The organism is Cryobacterium glaciale (assembly GCF_004402535.1).
In the GTDB taxonomy this organism is placed as follows: domain Bacteria; phylum Actinomycetota; class Actinomycetes; order Actinomycetales; family Microbacteriaceae; genus Cryobacterium; species Cryobacterium glaciale.
In genome coordinates this window covers 181886-198711 of record NZ_SOEY01000028.1, presented here as the reverse complement: position 1 = coordinate 198711, position 16826 = coordinate 181886, and the positions used below count along the sequence as shown (strand labels likewise).

The 16826-nt window shown below is 66.5% G+C and carries 15 protein-coding genes; 9 read left to right on the top strand and 6 right to left on the bottom strand.

From position 1 onward, the window contains the following. Positions 1 to 29 precede the first annotated feature (29 nt). Positions 30 to 956 carry a Ppx/GppA phosphatase family protein gene (locus E3O06_RS13040; protein ID WP_134503794.1) on the bottom strand — a complete coding sequence of 309 codons (927 nt, stop codon included), beginning with the start codon at positions 954 to 956 and terminating at the stop codon, positions 30 to 32. 26 nt (positions 957 to 982) lie between these two features. After that, complete coding sequence (locus E3O06_RS13035) at positions 983 to 3139, bottom strand: hypothetical protein (RefSeq protein WP_134503793.1); 2157 nt, start codon at positions 3137 to 3139, stop codon at positions 983 to 985. Positions 3140 to 3317: 178 nt separating this feature from the next. Here E3O06_RS13035 and E3O06_RS13030 point away from each other — a divergent pair, with 178 nt between their 5' ends. Beyond that, positions 3318 to 4835 (top strand): glycoside hydrolase family 1 protein, encoded by a 1518-nt coding sequence (locus tag E3O06_RS13030; protein WP_241980167.1) that lies wholly within the window; start codon positions 3318 to 3320, stop codon positions 4833 to 4835. 115 nt (positions 4836 to 4950) lie between these two features. Here E3O06_RS13030 and E3O06_RS13025 read toward each other — a convergent pair whose 3' ends face one another. Together E3O06_RS13025 and E3O06_RS13020 are read right to left on the bottom strand one after the other, a co-directional pair. Further along, positions 4951 to 5685 (bottom strand): ABC transporter permease, encoded by a 735-nt coding sequence (locus E3O06_RS13025; RefSeq protein ID WP_134503792.1) that lies wholly within the window; start codon positions 5683 to 5685, stop codon positions 4951 to 4953. Next, positions 5682 to 6449 (bottom strand): ABC transporter ATP-binding protein, encoded by a 768-nt coding sequence (locus tag E3O06_RS13020; RefSeq protein WP_134503791.1) that lies wholly within the window; start codon positions 6447 to 6449, stop codon positions 5682 to 5684. The genes E3O06_RS13025 and E3O06_RS13020 overlap by 4 nt, the downstream gene beginning before the upstream one ends. Before the next feature lie 218 nt (positions 6450 to 6667). On the opposite strand from E3O06_RS13020, the gene E3O06_RS13015 reads away from it, so the two are divergent. Together E3O06_RS13015 and E3O06_RS13010 are read left to right on the top strand one after the other, a co-directional pair. Continuing rightward, complete coding sequence (locus tag E3O06_RS13015) at positions 6668 to 7234, top strand: LemA family protein (RefSeq protein ID WP_092108227.1); 567 nt, start codon at positions 6668 to 6670, stop codon at positions 7232 to 7234. An 11-nt stretch (positions 7235 to 7245) separates the two neighbouring features. Next, positions 7246 to 8130 carry a M48 family metalloprotease gene (locus E3O06_RS13010; RefSeq protein WP_134503790.1) on the top strand — a complete coding sequence of 295 codons (885 nt, stop codon included), beginning with the start codon at positions 7246 to 7248 and terminating at the stop codon, positions 8128 to 8130. A 153-nt stretch (positions 8131 to 8283) separates the two neighbouring features. Here the strand turns inward: E3O06_RS13010 and E3O06_RS13005 are convergent, their stop codons facing one another. After that, positions 8284 to 9489: a winged helix-turn-helix domain-containing protein gene (locus E3O06_RS13005; protein WP_134503789.1), complete on the bottom strand. Its 1206-nt coding sequence runs from the start codon at positions 9487 to 9489 to the stop codon at positions 8284 to 8286. Between the two features lie 170 nt (positions 9490 to 9659). Between E3O06_RS13005 and E3O06_RS13000 the strand changes: the two genes are divergently transcribed. From E3O06_RS13000 to ilvA, 6 genes are read left to right on the top strand one after another with little or no spacing between them, the layout of a single operon-like run. Next, entirely contained in the window at positions 9660 to 10790 is a 1131-nt protein-coding gene (locus E3O06_RS13000; protein WP_134503788.1) for an ABC transporter substrate-binding protein, read from the top strand. Next, positions 10774 to 11640 (top strand): ABC transporter permease, encoded by an 867-nt coding sequence (locus tag E3O06_RS12995; RefSeq protein ID WP_338144866.1) that lies wholly within the window; start codon positions 10774 to 10776, stop codon positions 11638 to 11640. Before E3O06_RS13000 ends, E3O06_RS12995 begins: the two co-directional genes overlap by 17 nt. Beyond that, on the top strand, positions 11637 to 12485 hold the full coding sequence (locus E3O06_RS12990; protein ID WP_241980166.1) for an ABC transporter permease: 849 nt from the start codon (positions 11637 to 11639) through the stop codon (positions 12483 to 12485). Before E3O06_RS12995 ends, E3O06_RS12990 begins: the two co-directional genes overlap by 4 nt. Beyond that, positions 12482 to 13570 (top strand): ABC transporter ATP-binding protein, encoded by a 1089-nt coding sequence (locus E3O06_RS12985; protein ID WP_134503787.1) that lies wholly within the window; start codon positions 12482 to 12484, stop codon positions 13568 to 13570. Before E3O06_RS12990 ends, E3O06_RS12985 begins: the two co-directional genes overlap by 4 nt. Before the next feature lie 21 nt (positions 13571 to 13591). Beyond that, positions 13592 to 15007: an AI-2E family transporter gene (locus E3O06_RS12980; RefSeq protein WP_241980164.1), complete on the top strand. Its 1416-nt coding sequence runs from the start codon at positions 13592 to 13594 to the stop codon at positions 15005 to 15007. A gap of 3 nt (positions 15008 to 15010) precedes the next feature. Further along, a complete protein-coding gene (gene ilvA, locus E3O06_RS12975) occupies positions 15011 to 16246 on the top strand; it encodes a threonine ammonia-lyase (protein ID WP_134503786.1) in 1236 nt (411 codons plus the stop codon). Positions 16247 to 16266: 20 nt separating this feature from the next. Here the strand turns inward: ilvA and greA are convergent, their stop codons facing one another. Beyond that, complete coding sequence (greA, locus tag E3O06_RS12970; RefSeq protein WP_134503785.1) at positions 16267 to 16758, bottom strand: transcription elongation factor GreA; 492 nt, start codon at positions 16756 to 16758, stop codon at positions 16267 to 16269. Positions 16759 to 16826: the final 68 nt, after the last annotated feature.

The window sequence follows — 16826 nt, the reverse complement described above, 5'->3', positions numbered from 1 at the left end:
TCCCAAGGTCGGTGAAATGCTAGTACCGATCAGCGCAGTCGGTCGAGATAACGCAGAATGACACCCTCGCGCAGGGCCCACGGCGATACCTCGAGTTCCGCAGCCCCGAACGCGGCCATCGCCGCGCCGAGCACGATGCCGCCGGCGACGATTTGAAAGGTGCGGTCGGCGGTGATGCCTGGCAGGGCCGGGCGGGCTTCGGCCGGAATGCGGGCGAGACGGGGCACCCAGTCGTCGAGTTCCGTGCGGCCCAGCCGCAGCCGATCCGCGGCTCCGACGCCATCGGACGTCGTGCCGGCCAGCCGCGCCAGCGAACGAATAGCCTTCGACGACCCGACAATGTGGTGCGGCGCCGGCAACTGCGCGAACGCACCGACAGCATCGCGCAGAACGGATGCCGCATGCTTGCGCAGCGCAGACACCTCTTCCGGCAGCGGAGGATCGTGGTGCAAAAACCCGATCGTGCTGCGCCCCGCGCCGAGCGGGAGCGACAGGGCGACGTCGGGAAACTCACTGCCACCGGCCGCGATCTCCAGCGACCCGCCGCCGATGTCGAACAGCAGAATGTTGCCTGCCGACCAGCCGTACCAGCGTCGCACCGCCAGAAAGGTCAGCCGGGCTTCGTCTTCACCCGACAACACCTGCAGAGCGACCCCGGTTTCCCGTTCAACCCGGTCCAGCAGCTCCGGGCCGTTGCTCGCGTCGCGCAGTGCCGAGGTGGCGAACGGCAGCAGCTCGTCGATATTGTGCCGCTCCGCGACATCCGCTGCATGTTGCACCGAAGTCAAAACGGCGGCAACACCTTCGTCGTTGATGGCGCCGTCGGGCGTGATGTAGCGCATGAGACGCAGCACACTTTTGTCGGCGGCCATCGGCACGGGCGGAGCGCCTTCGTGCGCGTCAACGACCAATAGATGGACGGTATTCGAACCGACGTCGAGAACTCCTAGGCGCACATGTGTACGTTACAGCCTGCAGCGCCCTAGCGTTGGTTCGGTGCCACGAACCGCTGCCATACCCACGCGCTTGCGCACAGTGCGGCGAAGGTTGCGGCGGCGATCCAGAGTGCCATCCCGGTGCCCTCGCTCTGCCACTGTTCGACCATGGGAGCGAGCGCCGCGAACAGGATGCCATAGGCGACGACGGTCAGGCCGGTCCACAGCGCCGGTGACCAGGCCAGAATGCGTCGCCCGCTGGTATGACCGACGGGCACCAGAATCAGCACCGCCGAGCCGATGGCGGCGAGCACGATCGTGTTGCCCGTTTCCGCAGCGAGTGAGGTGGCGAAATTGCTCGCGCCGGGCAGCAGCGACCCGAGCGACCAGGCGAGCACGGCGAATGCGGCGAGAGCGCCCACCCGCACGGCGGCGAGTTGGCCGCGCTGCGCTGTCGTGGGCTGCTGCTGCGCACCGGCCTGGCCCGCGGCATCCGTTGTGGTGGTCAAGGTGACGCTGCCGAGCAGCCCGAACAGCAGGGCGGGGTGCACGTCGAACACCCGGGACGCGATCGCGGCGGCCGCAATCAGCAGCAGGTAGCGCGGCAGAAAAGTGACCGTTCCGTGCAGCCGAAGCACGCGTGAGCTCCACCACAGCGGAACCAGAATGGCCACAGCGTTGACGAGCCCCAGCCCGATGACCACGGCGATGAGCAGTCGCAGGTAGGCCGGCTGGTCGACGATCGGCCCGGAGAGCATGACGAACGTCGCAGCGGCCACCAGCGCTGCCCCGCCGCGCAACCAACGGTTGAGGCGCACCGTCGGGGCGACTTCGAATTCTTCGAGAACCCGATTCCGTCCCGCCAGGGACGGCAGTCGCCGCAGCGGTCGGCCGCCGCGCGTGCGGGAAATTGTGCCACCGAGCAGACGCAGGGGCACCGCGATCAACACCAGCGCGCCGAGGGCGAGCAAGCCGGCTTGCAACCAGGGAAACGGCGAGCCGTTGCCGGTCGGGCCGATGGCTGCGGCAAAACGGGTTGGGTCATTCCACTGGCCGGGAAAAGCGGATGCCCCCGCCGCGTCCGGCTCCGCCGCTTCCGGATCCGGAGAGTCAGCACCAGGTCCCGGCGGCGGCGAAGGCTCGGCCGTCGGGCCGGGCACGGCCACCGAACCCTCCGGTGACGGCGAGGTCACTGGGCTCGGGGTCGGCGTGACCGGTGGCGTTGTCGAGGCGGACTCAGACGGCGTCGGCGTTGTTTCGGCGACGTAACTGACCGACCGGGCCGTGCTGCCAGGGCCGACGTTGCCGGCGATGTCTTTCTGCACGGCGATGACCGCGTACGACCCGGCGGCCACGCCGCCAGCCGTGCAGCTCCAGGATCCGCCGGTGACCGGGGCGGAGCAGACCGAGTAGGCGCCGGCGAACACCGTCACCGTGGCGCCGGTCTCGCCGGTGCCGGTGTACTGGGTGCCGGCGACCGGAATCTGCGAACCGGCGACGGGAGCCGTCACGACCGGGGCATCCGGTGCGGTGACATCGAACATGATCGTGACGGGCTCGCTCGAGTTCGACGATGACGGGCGGCTGAACGATGCACTCTGGTTCGCCGTTACGTCCCTGCTGCCGTCGCTCAGGCCGGAGAACAGGCAGGCCCAGGCACCGGAACCATCGACGGTGCTGGTGCAGGTGTCATCGTTCGGCAGCGTCGCGGTCACTGTGGCCTGGGGGTGCCCGGTTCCCCGCACCCAGCCGTTGGATTCCGGCCCGGTCAGGCCGCCGAGCACCGTCGGGGCGCCGAGCACGGCCACGGCAATCTCGTCGCTGAGGCTCGAACCGGTCGCGACCACCCGCAGCTTGATGTTCGGGCCGTTCTGCAGATAGACGTTGCCGCAGCTCCACGAGGTCGACGAGTCGCTGACGATGCACAGCGGGTCTCCGCCGCGCGGCGACAGCAGTTGGATCTCCTGGTTGGCGGCCTTCGACCCCGACACGGTCGTGCGGTTACTGCCGATGAATTGTGCGTCGCCGGGGGTTTCGATCTGCGGACTCAGCGCGATGTTCGAGTTCGGCACAGGCTCCTCGGTCGCCGCCGGTGCAGACTCGGCCGCGGCAGGCGTCGGAGTCTCTTCGGCCTGGGCCGTCGGCAGTGCGGGCGCCGCGAGGGCTAGGGCGCAGCTGAGCAGCAGGGCCGCGACCATAACCACGCTGCGAGAGTGTCGCGGGCGCGCCGAAGCGCCCGATCCCTCGAGTCGAGCCGATTCGGACACAAGTCACCCCCTGCCCCAATTTGAGGGGCAGACAGCGAGAATGTCAACCTTCCGCGCCCGGAATCCCGTAACAAACCATGGGAATTCTTCGCGGCGCCTCCTCCCGCCCGTAAACGTGACACCCTTAAGCGAAGCGGATGCCCAGCACGAGACCGCCGAGGAAAGCCGCACCCTGATGAATCCCACGCCCAGATCACCCTCGACTCGCGCCGTCGCCGCCCGCGACTGGGAACACCGCGCCGGCGAACTCGGCGATCGCCTGCCCACCGGGTTCGAGGTGGCCGTGGCCACCTCCGCCTTTCAAATCGAGGGTGCTGCCCGTGACGGCGGCCGCGGCGACAGCGTCTGGGACGCATTCAGTCAGGCACCGGGACGCATCCGTGACGGCTCCAACGCCTCCGTCTCGGCCGACCACGTGAAAAACTATGCCGACGATACCGCCCTGCTGCGCGACCTCGGCGTCGACTCCTACTGGTTCTCCTTCGGCTGGACCCGGCTGCAGCCGGACGGTCGTGGGGCCCTCCACCGCAACGGACTCGCGTTCTACGATCGCTTGCTCGACGCGTTGCTGGCCGACGGCATCCGTTCGACCGCCACGCTCTCGCACTGGGACACGCCGGCAGCCCTGCGCGGCGGCTGGCTGAACCGCGACACTGCCGGCCGCTTCGCCGACTACGCCCACGCGGTGGGGGAGGCGTTCGGCGACCGCATCGACGCCTGGATCACCCTCGCCGAGCCGGCCACGGTCACGACGAAGGGGTACGCACTCGGTACCCATGCGCCTGGCCGCACCCTGCTGTTCGACGCGTTGCCGAGCGCTCACCATCAGCTGCTCGCCCACGGACTCGCGGTGCAGGCGCTGCGCGCCGCCGACGTGCGCGGACGCATCGGCATCGTCAATTCCCACACCCCCGTGCAGTCCGCGACTGATCGTGACCAGGACCGCTCCTTTGCTGCGCTCTACGACCTGCTACGGAACCGTCTGTTCACCGACCCGGTGCTGCTCGGTCACTACCCCGACCCGCTCGAACCGTTCGCCGTGGAGCTGCGCAGCATGCTCGAAGCCGACCCCGCCGACCTGCGCACGATTCACCAGCCGCTCGACTTCTACGGTCTGAACTACATCGAGCCTGCCCGTATTGCCGCCGGCCCAACGGTGCGGAAAACCCCCGAGGGTCAGCCGATCCCCACCACGTCGTGGCCGTTCCACCTTGAGCCCTTTCGCGAGCACCCCACCACGTCGGCCGGCGCCGTCAACGCACCCGACTATGTGGCCGTGGCGCTCGCCGAACTGGCCGAGCGCTACCCCGACCTGCCTCCCGTCTCCCTCTCACTGGCCGGCGGCGCCTTCTCCGACCAAGCGGATGCCCGCCACGCCGTGCACGATCCCGCCCGCATCGACTACCTCGCCGAACACCTCGTCGCCGCCCTGGATGCGACGGCGCCGGGAGCCTCGGCCGCCGCCGTCAACCTCGCCGGCATCACCTTCTGGTCCCTGCTCGACGCGTTCGAGTGGGACGCCGGCTACACCCAGCCGACCGGCCTCGTGCACGTCGACTTCAGCAACGACCGCCGCACGCGCACCCCCAAATCAAGCTATCGCTGGCTGCAACACGCCCTGGCCAACCGCTGACTCGAGCCCTGGGTACCTAATGCCGGTAAATTTCGCGACACGCCGTGATCTCAGCAGGATTTTACCGGCGTGTCGCACATTTACCGGCATAACGTACAAATCCGAAGCCAGAAAGCTAAGGCGTGCGCCGCCGCAGCGTCACCGACCCCAGCACGACCGCTCCCACGATCCACGCGCCGATGATGAGCAGCTCCCCGCCGACATAGGCGGCATCCTGCGAGTCGGTCGCGACCGCCTGCAGCGCGTCGATCGCGTGGGACAGCGGCAGCCAGTCGCTGGCAGAGCGGAGCACATCGGGCAGTTGTTCGCGCGGCAGAAAGATACCGCCGAGCAGAATCTGCGGAAACACCAGCGCCGGCATGAACTGCACCACCTGGAACTCGGTGCGGGCGAACGCGCTCGCGAGCAGGCCGAGAGTCGTGCCGAGCACCGCATCGGCGACCGCGACCGCAAGCAACAGCCAGATCGATCCACTGATCTCAAGCCCGCACACCCACACCGCGAACCCCACGGCGACGGCCGATTGCGCCACCGCGAGCAGCCCGAACGCGAGCGTGTAGCCCAGAATGAGGTCGCCCTTGCCGAGCGGCATCGACAGCAGCCGCTCGAGCGTGCCGGTGCGGCGTTCCCGCAGGGTGGTGATGCTCGTCACGAGAAACATCACGATGAACGGGAACAGCGCGATCATGCCCGGCCCGATCGTGGCGAACACGGGCGTGTCAGAGAAAATCCAGGCCAGCAGCCCGATCAGCAGGCTCGGAACTACGAGCAGCAGCACGATCGTGCGCGGGTCGTGCCGCACCTGGCTGAGCACCCGGCCGGCGGTCGCGAGCGTACGCCGTGGGTTCATGAGTCGTTGCCGCCGGTCGTGCCGCTTCGTGAATCGTCAGCGAGCGGATGCCGCTGGATCAGCGCCAGAAACGCCCCCTCGGTATCCTCGGTGCCGGTCGCGGCGAGCAACCCCGCCGGGGTGTCATCGGCCAGTATCTCGCCGTCGCGCATGAGCAGGAGCCGGTCGCATCGGCTGGCTTCGTCCATCACATGGCTGGAGACCAGCAGACTCGTTCCCGAGGCGGCGAGGTGATGGAACAGTGTCCACAGCTCGACCCGCAGCAGCGGGTCGAGGCCGACGGTCGGTTCGTCGAGCACAAGCAGGTCGGGAGAGCCGAGCAGGGCGCCGGCCAGCGACACCCGACTGCGCTGCCCGCCACTGAGCGATCCGACGAGCTGCCCCGCCTGGCTCGTGAGGTCGGTGAGGGCCAGAACCCGGTCGACGTCCCCGCGCGGGGCACCCAGAACGGCCCGAAAATACTGCAGGTTCTGCCGCACGGTGAGGTCGTCGTACACGCTCGCGTCCTGCGTCACATAGCCCACCCGGTGCCGGAGCGACGCCGACCCGGCATCTTGGCCGAGCACCGTCACCGTGCCGGACTGCACCACCTGCACGCCGACAATTGTTCTCAGCAGTGTGGTCTTGCCGCATCCGCTCGGGCCGAGCAGCCCCACCACGACTCCGCTGGGAACACTGACCGACAGCCCGTGCAACACCGGATGCTTCCCCCGGCGCACGTGCAGATCGGTCACGTCGACCGCGGGGGCGGATGTGTTCACCATGTGCGAACTCTCCGCCGCTGCGCTCTCCCTGTCAAGCCCACAATGGGCGGTTGCCTGCTTCCCTGCGCGCCCAGAGCTTGCTTGGAGTGTCATGGGAAGCGGGTGGGAGCCTCCGGGGTCGCGGTTAGTATAGGCAGGTACGCACGGGGGGTCGCTTTGGCCAGTTCATGTCTCCGTGCCAACCTACACATCGTGCCAATTTGCAAGGAGACGCTGCCATGGAATGGCTCATCCCGGTTTTGATCGTCGTCGCACTCGTCGCCATCGTGGGTATCTACCTGTGGTCGACGTACAACTCCCTCGTGACGCTCAACGTGCGCGTCGACGAAGCGTGGAGCGACATCACGGTGATGCTCAAGCGTCGTGCAGATCTGCTGCCCAACCTGATCGAAACGGTCAAGGGCTACGCAGCACACGAGAAGAGCGTTTTTGAAAACGTGACCAAGGCGCGGGCCGAGACGCTGTCTGCACAAGGCCCGGCCGACGCATCCGCTGCTGAGAACCACATGCAGACCGCGCTGAAGAGCATTTTCGCCGTGGCCGAGGCGTACCCGCAACTGCAGGCCAGCCAGAACTACCTGCAGCTGCAGGGCGCGATCGTCGACACCGAAGACAAGATCCAGGCCGCACGCCGGTTCTACAACGGTGGCGTGCGTGAGATGAACACCAAGATCAAGGTGTTCCCAAACCACCTGTTCGCCGTCAACCTCGGCTTCACCGAACGCGAATTCTTCGAGGTGGCCGACTCCGCAGCGATCGCGGAGCCGCCCCGCGTGCAGTTCTAACGGAGCCCTAGATGTATAGCGCGATCGCCAAGAATAAACGCAACACCGTCTTCATCATTATTTTCTTTCTCGCCCTGATCACCGGCCTCGGCTGGCTTGCGGGTGTGGCTTATGGCATGAACGGGTACACCGCCCTCATCCTGACTCTCGTGATCGCCTCCGCGTACGCGTTGATCCAGTACTTCGCGGCGGGCCGCCAGGCCATCTCGATGAGCGGCGGCATTCGGGTCAACAGCCAGTCTGATCACCCCCGGCTGTGGCGCACGGTCGAGAACCTGTCGATCACGACCGGCACGCCCATGCCAGAGGTCTACATCATCAACGATCCGGCGCCGAACGCTTTCGCCACCGGCCGCGACCCCAAGCACGCGATCGTCGCCGCCACCACCGGCCTGCTCGACATCATGGATGACGCCGAACTCGAGGGCGTGATGGCCCACGAGATGGGCCACGTGCGCAACTACGATATTCGACTGTCGATGATCGTGTTCGGCCTGGTCGTCGCGATCGGATTCGTGTCCGACATCTTTCTGCGCATGGCTTTCTTCGGCCGCAGCAACAACAGCAACGGCAACCCGGTCGTGATGGTGTTCGGACTCGTCGCCATGATCGTGGCTCCGCTGATCGCGACGGTCGTGCAGCTCGCGGTCTCCCGGCAGCGGGAATACCTGGCGGATGCGACGGGTGCGTTGACCACGCGGCACCCCGACGCCCTCGCTTCGGCGCTGGCCAAACTCGGCGAGTATGGCCGTCCGATGAAGAAGCAGAACACCTCGATGGCGCACCTGTGGATCGCCGACCCGCTGAAGAAGGGTGCCATGGCGAAGCTGTTCGCCACGCATCCGCCCCTGGAAGACCGCATCGAGCGGCTCACCGCGATGGGCAGCAAGTTCTAACCTGACTGCCGTAGCACGAGTCGCGGACGAGGGTTATCCGCGCAGGTTGCGAGTCTTGAGGGCCTTTGGGGCCGCCGCACGCTTTTCGCGGTGGTCCCACAAGCCCTCAATGTCTGAGCGAGGAGCCGGTGACCCTCGGCCGCGACGGCCCGCCTACCGGAGCTCGGCGGCCAAGCCGTCAGCCAGGTTGCCCCGGGGAATCACAACGATTTCATCGAGCCCCTGCCACACAGCAGCCTCCCGCAGCACCTGCGCGAGCCGACCAGCCGCATCCGCTGGAGCAGCCGGTTCGGCCCAGGCCGCCTGCACCCGCAGCACACCCGCCTGGCGGTCGTTCTTCAGGTCGACCCGGCCGACGACCCTGTCGCCGAGCAGGATCGGCAGCGAGTAGTACCCGAACACCCGTTTCGGTTCCGGCGTGTAGATCTCGATGCGATAGTGAAAGTCGAACAGGCGCAGCGCGCGGGCGCGCTCCCAGACCACCGGGTCGAACGGCGACAGCACCGCCTGCGCGTCCATCGCCCGGGGTTGCCGGGCGTCCCGATGCAGCCAGGCCGCGCCCGCCCCGCCACCCGGCCCCCAGCCCGGTACCGCCACCGGACGGAGTTCGCCGGCCTCGGCCAGCTCGCGAATAGCTACCAGGGTCGGCGCCGACTTCAGCCGAAAGTAGTCCGCGAAATCCTTCACTGTTCCGATACCGTGTGCGCGGGCGGAGCGGCGCACCAGCTCGCGGTGGGCATCCGCTGTCGAAATTGTTTGCCCGAGCAACTCGGGGGAAAACACCTGCTCGGGCAGGGCATACACCCGTTCGAAGCGACGGCGCCCAGCGCTCACCACATCGCCCCAGCGGAACAGGATTTCGAGCGCGGTCTTCACGTCGGACCAGCCCCACCACGGCCCGCTGCGTTTGTTCGCGTCGTGCTCGATCTCGCTCGCCCGCATCGGCCCGTTGGCGGCCAATTCGGCGAGGAGCCAGTCAAGCATCGGCTGGTTGGCACTCGACCAGCTGCCAACGGTCCGTGCAGAACGATCCCGATTCTCCTGCATGCGCCAGCGGAACAGTGGCCACACGTCGACCGGCAGAAAGGATGCCTCGTGCGCCCAGTATTCGGTGAAGCGGGCCTCCCGCCCGGTCGTAAGCCGGTCGAGCTGGGCCTTGTCGTAGGGGCCGAGCCGGCTGAAGGCCGGCATGTAGTGGCTGCGTTCGAAGACATTGACCGAGTCGATCTGCAAGAGTTCGAGCCGGTTCACGAGGGCGGTCAGCTGGCGGATGCCAACGGGAGTGGTAGGGCGCGCGCCGAAACCCTGCGCGGCCAGCGCAATTCGCCGCGCCAATGCTGCAGAGACCGTGTCGACCATTCGACACACTCTAGCTGCGCCGCGTTCACGTGACGTTCAGACCGGCAGGGTCTGGCGTCCATGTCGCTTTTGTACTGTCGGGCGACCGGCAAGCACCGCCCACATCCTGTTCATCCGGAACGGCTGCCACAGTAATCAGACTTTCCGGGCCCGGTCACGATGGAGGAAACATGTCTATTAAACGCACCCTGACGGTGTCTTTGGCAGCAGCAGCGGCCTTGGCGCTCACCCTCACGGCTTGCTCCACCTCGGCCGAAGCCCCCGCGTCGGACGTTGACGCCGCGACCGCCACGAGCCTGAGCGCCTTCGGCGACCTGGCCGGACTTGAAGAAGCCGCCATGGCGGAAGGCGCCCTCAACGTGATCGCGCTGCCACGCGACTGGGCAAATTACGGCGCCATCCTCGATCTGTTCGCCGAAAAGTACCCCGAGATCACGATCACCGAGGCATCTCCCGACGGATCAAGTGCCGAGGAAATCCAGGCCGCTGACAATCTCAAGGGTCAGGACACGGCACCGGATGTCTTCGACCTCGGCCTGGCTGTTGCCCTCGCCAGCACTGACCGGTTTGCTCCCTACCAGGTGGCGACCTGGTCGGACATTCCGGACGCGCTCAAGGAAGAGTCCGGACTGTACGTCGGCGACTACGGCGGATACCTGTCGGTGGGTTACGACCCCGATGCTGTGCCGGAGCCGAAAGAACTCTCCGACCTTCTCGGAGCTGACTACAAGGGCAAGGTCGCCATCAACGGTGACCCGACCCAGGCCGGTGCGGCGTTTGCGGCAGTCGGTCTGGCTACCGTGCAGAGCGACGGCACCGCCGATGATTTTCAGCCCGGCATCGACTTCTTCTCCGAACTCAATGCGGCCGGCAACTTCCTGAAGGTCAACCCGACGACGGCTACGGTCGCCTCCGGCGAGACTCCGGTGGTCTTCGACTGGGACTACCTGAACGTCGGTTACGGCGCTCAGCTTGAGGGTCAGCGCAACTGGAAAGTCGTCGTCTTCGACGGCACCGGCTACGCGGGCTACTACAACCAGGCCATCAGCAAGGATGCTCCGCACCCGGCGGCCGCGCGGCTCTGGCAGGAATTCCTGTACGGCGATGAGGCACAAAACCTGTGGCTTGCCGGCGGAGCCCGTCCGGCGCGAGCCGAGGCCATGGCCACGGCCGGCACCATCGACACCGAGCTGTTTGACGCGCTGCCGCAGGCGCCGAGCGACACCGTCGTTCCGACCGAAGATCAGAGCACGGCGGCCGCCGCGCTTCTCGGCGAGAAGTGGGCTGCGGCTGTCCAGTAACATCCGTAGTCGGGCAGCAGCCTTCGGGCTGCTGCCCTTCGCGGTGTACGTGGTGTTGTTCCTGGCCGTACCGACCCTGATCGCCATCGGAACGGGCTTCTTCGACACTACCGGCGCCTTCACTTTGGCCACGGTCGCCGCGCTCGGCGACCCGGTGGTGCTGACCACCTTCTTCAACTCCTTCTGGTTGTCGGCACTGACGGCAGTCGTCGGCGCTGTCGTGGGCGCTCTGGTCTGCTATGCGCTGCTCGGTACCCGCTTGGACGGTGCGTTGCGCAGCACCGTTGATTCCCTTAGCGGAGTGCTTGCCCAGTTCGGTGGGGTCATGCTCGCCTTCGCCTTCGTTGCGACCATCGGCATTCAGGGCATGGTGACCGTGTATCTGCGCGATACATTCGGCCTGGACATTTTCGAGAACGGGGTCTGGCTGTACTCCACGACCGGCCTCATTTTGCCGTACATCTACTTTCAGGTGCCGCTCATGATCATCACCTTCATGCCTGCCCTGCAAGCGTTGAAACCGCAGTGGGCCGAGGCGAATGCCACCCTCGGTGGCACCACCGCAAGCTACTGGCTGCGCATCGCCTTTCCCGTGCTCGCCCCCTCCTTCCTCGGCAGCCTGCTTTTGCTCTTCGCCAACGCGTTTTCGTCCTACGCCACGGCAGCCGCGCTGGTCAGCCAGGGATCACAGATCGTGCCCCTGCAGATTCGCGCAGCGCTGACGAGCGAAACCCTTCTCGGTCGGGAAAACCTCGCCGGCGCGCTGGCCCTCGGCATGATCGTGGTGATGGCCGTCGTCATGGTCGGCTATTCAGCGTTGCAATCACGGGCTGCACGGTGGCAGCAGTGACCGGCGGCTTCACGGCCAACGGCGTCGCGCACGCGCCGTCGCGCACGGTTCGCGTCACTATTCTCAGTCTCATCGGGCTGATCTTCGCCCTGCCGATCGCAGCCATGATCGAATTCACCCTGCGCGCGGGGCTGGTCGGGGGCTACAATATCGACCGCTGGGTCGCGCTGTTCCAGAGCGGTTTCACCGGGGTCTACCGGCCGGTGCTCGTCGCGCTCGGCAACTCCGTGGTGCTGGCCATCGGCACCGTCATCATCGTGCTGCTGTTGCTCGTCCCCACGATGCTGCTGGTCCACATCCGTTTTCCCTACCTGCGCCGGGTGCTGGAATTCATCTGCATCCTGCCCATCACCATTCCGGCCATCGTGCTCGTCGTGGGGCTCGCGCCGGTCTACACCGTTGTGGCCCGAATGCTGGGCAGCGGCGTCTGGACGCTCGCCCTTGCCTACGGCATCACCGTCCTGCCGTTCGCCTACCGGGCCATTCAGTCCAACATCGACGGCGTCGATGTGACGACGCTCACCGAGGCGGCCCGAACCCTGGGGGCAGGCTGGGGGAGCGTGCTGGTGCGCATTCTCGTGCCCAACCTGCGCCGGGGCATCCTTGCTGGAGCCTTCATCGCTGTAGCCGTCGTGCTAGGCGAATTCACGATTGCGTCCCTGCTCAACCGGGTCAACTTGCAGACCGCGCTCGTGGTGGTCAGCAAAGTCGATCCGTATACGGCCGTCATCCTGTCACTGCTGGCCCTCGCCTTCGCTTTTGTGCTGCTCCTCGTCATCGGACGGTTGGGCGCACCGCGTACCCAAACGCTCCGCCGTCGTACCACCGTGAAAGGCCCCGCATGATCTCGCAGCCGCCCCTACTCCAGACCCGATCGGGAACTGTCGTTGAATTCACCGGCGTGGTGAAGGAATTCTCCGGTCTGCGAGCCCTGGACGGCTTCAACCTCACCCTGCACGCCGGCGAGTGCGTCGCCCTGCTCGGCCCGAGCGGAAGCGGTAAGACCACCGCGTTGCGTGTCCTGGCTGGATTGGAATCGACCGATGCCGGCAGCATCACCATCGACGGCATCGACGTGTCAGCCCTCGCGACGAGCAAGCGCGACATGGGCATGGTGTTCCAGTCCTACTCACTCTTTCCGCACCTCAGCGCCGGAGAGAACGTGGAATTCGGATTGCGAATGCGCAAGATCAAGCCGGCCGAACGGCGGAGTCGGGCCTCCGCAGCCCTGGCCCTGGTCGGACTCGAGCACCATTTTGATCGATTTGCGCACCAGCTTTCCGGTGGCCAGCAACAGCGTGTTGCGCTCGCCCGGGCGCTCGTCACCGAACCGCGTGTGTTGTTGCTGGACGAACCACTCTCCGCGCTCGATGCAAAGGTGCGGGTGCAATTGCGGGACGAGATTCGCCGCATTCAGACCGAGCTGGGTATCACGACCCTGTTCGTGACCCACGATCAGGATGAGGCCCTCGCGATCGCCGACCGCGTTGCGGTCATGCGCTCGGGAAACATCGAACAGGTCGGAACGCCGGAGGAACTGTATTCTCGGCCGGCCACACCCTTCATCGCCGATTTCGTCGGACTCAGTAACCGCGTTGTCGGAATCGTTCGTGACGCCCACGCCGAGGTGCACGGAACACGCCTGCCCCTCATCGACCCGGCAGTGACGGAGGGCCCGGTGCGCGTCTCGGTGCGTCCGGAGGACATCGAGTTCGCGGCCGAAGGCCTGGCGGCATTCGTCGTCGCGTCAAGCTTTCTCGGCTCGCTTCGCCGCACGACGGTGCGCCTTCCCGACGGCAGCATCGTGTTGCTGCAACACGGCGTGCGCATCCACCCGAAATCGGGCGAGAGCGTGTTTCTCAAATTTACCGGGGCCCCGGTATCGACCGAGCCGCTGGAGGCAGCGAGTGTGGCGCCGCACCAGTCCTGATTGCAGTCCTAGACTGATCCGGTGAGCGAATCAACCGGTAATCCTGGCGCGCGCGCGCGGCTGCGGCTGCAGCGTCGACGTTCCGCCGAGCAAACGCGTGACGGAGCTCCCGAGAGTGCCGATCAGGTCGGTGCCGAGTTCGTCGTGACGCCGGTCGATGTGCTGGCACCGACGCCGAATGGCGTCGACGAGAACCTGCCGTCGGGCATCCGTTTGGCCGGTGCGTGGTCCTGGCGGTTGATCGTGATCGCTGCGGCCATTGCCATCCTGATCTTCCTGGTTATTCAGTTGCGGCTCATCGTCATTCCGCTGCTCGTCGCGGTGCTGGTGTCGGCCCTGCTCGTTCCCCTCGTCGCCTTTCTGGTGCGGCACCGCTGGCCTAAAGGCCTCGCCGTTGCTGTGGCCATGGTGGGTACGCTCGTACTCGTCGCCGGGCTCGTCACCCTGGCGTCCACCCAGATCGCCGAAGGAACGGTTGGGCTCAGCGATCGGCTCACGACATCTTTCGACGCATTCAAGGCGTTCCTGGCCGGCTCGCCGCTGCAATTGTCCGAAACTGAGATCAACACCTACGTGCAGGCGGCCTGGGAGGCCATCCAGAACGATAGTGCTGTCTTCATCAGCGGCGCTCTCTCGGTCGGTACCACGCTCGGACACCTGCTCACCGGGGTGTTGCTCGCCCTGTTCAGCTTGCTGTTCATTCTCATTGACGGCAAGGCGATCTGGGGCTGGATTGTGCGACTCTTTCCCCTGCGCGCCCGGGCAGCTGTCGACGGCGCCGGTATCGCCGGCTGGACCACCCTGGGCAACTTCGCTCGAGTGCAGATTCTGGTCGCGTCGATTGACGCGGTCGGTATCGGAGTCGGAGCTGCCCTGCTCGGGGTGCCGATGGCCATCCCGATCGGCATCCTGGTCTTCCTCGGCTCGTTCATTCCCATTGTCGGGGCGGTAGCCACCGGGTCCGTCGCCATTGTCATCGCCCTGATCTTCAACAACTGGGCCGTCGCCCTCGCCATGCTCGGTGTCGTGCTGCTCGTGCAGCAGGTTGAGGGGCACGTTCTGCAGCCGCTCATCATGGGGACCGCCGTCAAGGTGCATCCGCTGGCCGTCGTGCTCGTGGTAGCCGCCGGGGCGCTTCTCGCCGGAATTCCGGGGGCGCTGTTCGCCGTGCCGGTCGCGGCGGTGTTGAACGCGATGACGAGCTACATCGCCGGCGGTACCTGGCGGTCGAGTCCGCCAGCGGCGGTGTCTCCGAGTGGATCAGTCCTGTGGCAGACGGTGCCGCAGAGCCGACCGGGTTACCGACCGACCGGCGCACCGGCCCGCGCCGCACGGGTGCGACCGCGGAGCATCCGCACGACCCGGAACGGGTCCGCTCGCAGCACACCCTCAGATTTGAGCGCACCTCGCGCCCCGCACGACAGTTCGGAGAACTAAGACATGCCAGAGACCACCCTCGCCGCACCCACCCTCGCCGAATTCGAGGCCGCCCGCGCCGTTGTCGCCCAGGTCGCTGATGTCACCCCGATGGAGAGCTCGCGGTACCTGGCTGACGTGCTGGGCGCGCCGGTCTACCTCAAGTGTGAGAACCTGCAGCGCACCGGTTCGTACAAGATTCGGGGCGCCTACAACCGGCTGTCCAAACTCACCGACGAGGAGAAGGCTCGCGGCGTCGTTGCGGCCTCGGCCGGCAACCACGCCCAGGGTGTGGCCTTCGCCGCCCGCGAGTTGGGCATCAAGGCCACCATCTTCATGCCGGTCGGCGTAGCCCTGCCCAAGCTGTCGGCCACGCGTGACTACGGCGCCGAGGTGATTCTGCGCGGCACGACCGTCACCGAACCTCTTCTCGCCGCGGCCGAGTACGCCCGTGAGACCGGCGCGATACTCATTCCGCCGTTCGATCACGCGGATGTCGTCACCGGGCAGGGCACGCTGGGCCTGGAAATCCTCGACCAGGTTCCCGATCTTGAAACCGTCATCGTTCCCATCGGGGGCGGGGGGCTGATCTCCGGTGTCGCCAGTGCGCTCAAGCAACGTGCAGCCCGGGACGGGCGTCACATCCGGGTTATCGGGGTGCAAGCCGAGAACGCAGCCGCCTATCCGCCGTCCCTCGAGGCCGGTGAGGCCGTCATGATCAGTATCCTGCCGACCATCGCAGACGGCATCGCCGTCGCTAAGCCCGGTCTGCTCAACTTCGAGATCGTGCGCGACACGGTCGACGAGATCGTCACCGTCACCGAAGACGACACCGCTCGTGCGTTACTCGTGCTGCTCGAACGTGCCAAACTCGTCGTCGAACCGGCGGGAGCCGTGGCCGTCGCGGCCATCCTGGCCGGCAAGGTCACTCCGACCGGGCCGACGGTGGCCATCCTCTCCGGTGGCAACATCGATCCGCTGCTGATGCAGCGGGTGATCAGCCACGGACTCGCCGCGTCGGGTCGTTACCTGACCCTGCGCATCATGCTGCCCGACCGCCCCGGCCAACTGGCCCGCATCTCCGAGCTCCTCGCTGAGGCCACCGCGAACGTCATCGAAGTGCTGCACACCCGGCACGGTGTCGGTCTGCAGATCAGCGAGGTGGAACTCGATGTCAGCGTTGAGACGCGCGGACCCGAGCACCGCCAGCACGTCGTCGACACCCTGCGCGCGGCCGGCTACGACCCGCAGATCGACTAGCCGCTCGGAGTGTAACCGAGTCAGGCGCCGGTGAACGTCTCCACGTTGGAGATGTGCACGGTGATCTCCTTGCCGTTCGGCGTGGTGTAGCTCGTCCTCGCGCCAACCTTGAGGCCGATGATGGCCGCGCCGAGCGGGCTCTGCTCGCTGAACACGTCGAGGTCGCTGTTCGCGCCGATCTCGCGGCTGCCGATCAGAAAACGGCTCTCGTCGCCGGCGATCGTGGCGGTGATGACCGTGCCTGGCACGACGATGCCGTTGCTTTCGGGGGCGTGGCCGACCTCAGCGGTGCGCAGCAGCACGGTGAGGGTACGAATGCGCGCCTCCATCTTGCCCTGCTCTTCTTTTGCCGCGTGGTAGCCGGCGTTCTCTTTGAGATCGCCTTCTTCCCGGGCGGATTCGATCTTCTTCGCGATGTCGCCCCGGCCGAAGTTGCTCAGTGTCGCCAGTTCCGCTGCGAGGCGGTCGTGGGCCTCCTGAGTCAGCCAGGTGACCGTTGTGTCGGTTGTCACGAGTGATCTCCCTTATTACGCTCGAGCGCGGACAGGCCCTGGGGCCGCGCGGATATACTCGACGCCCC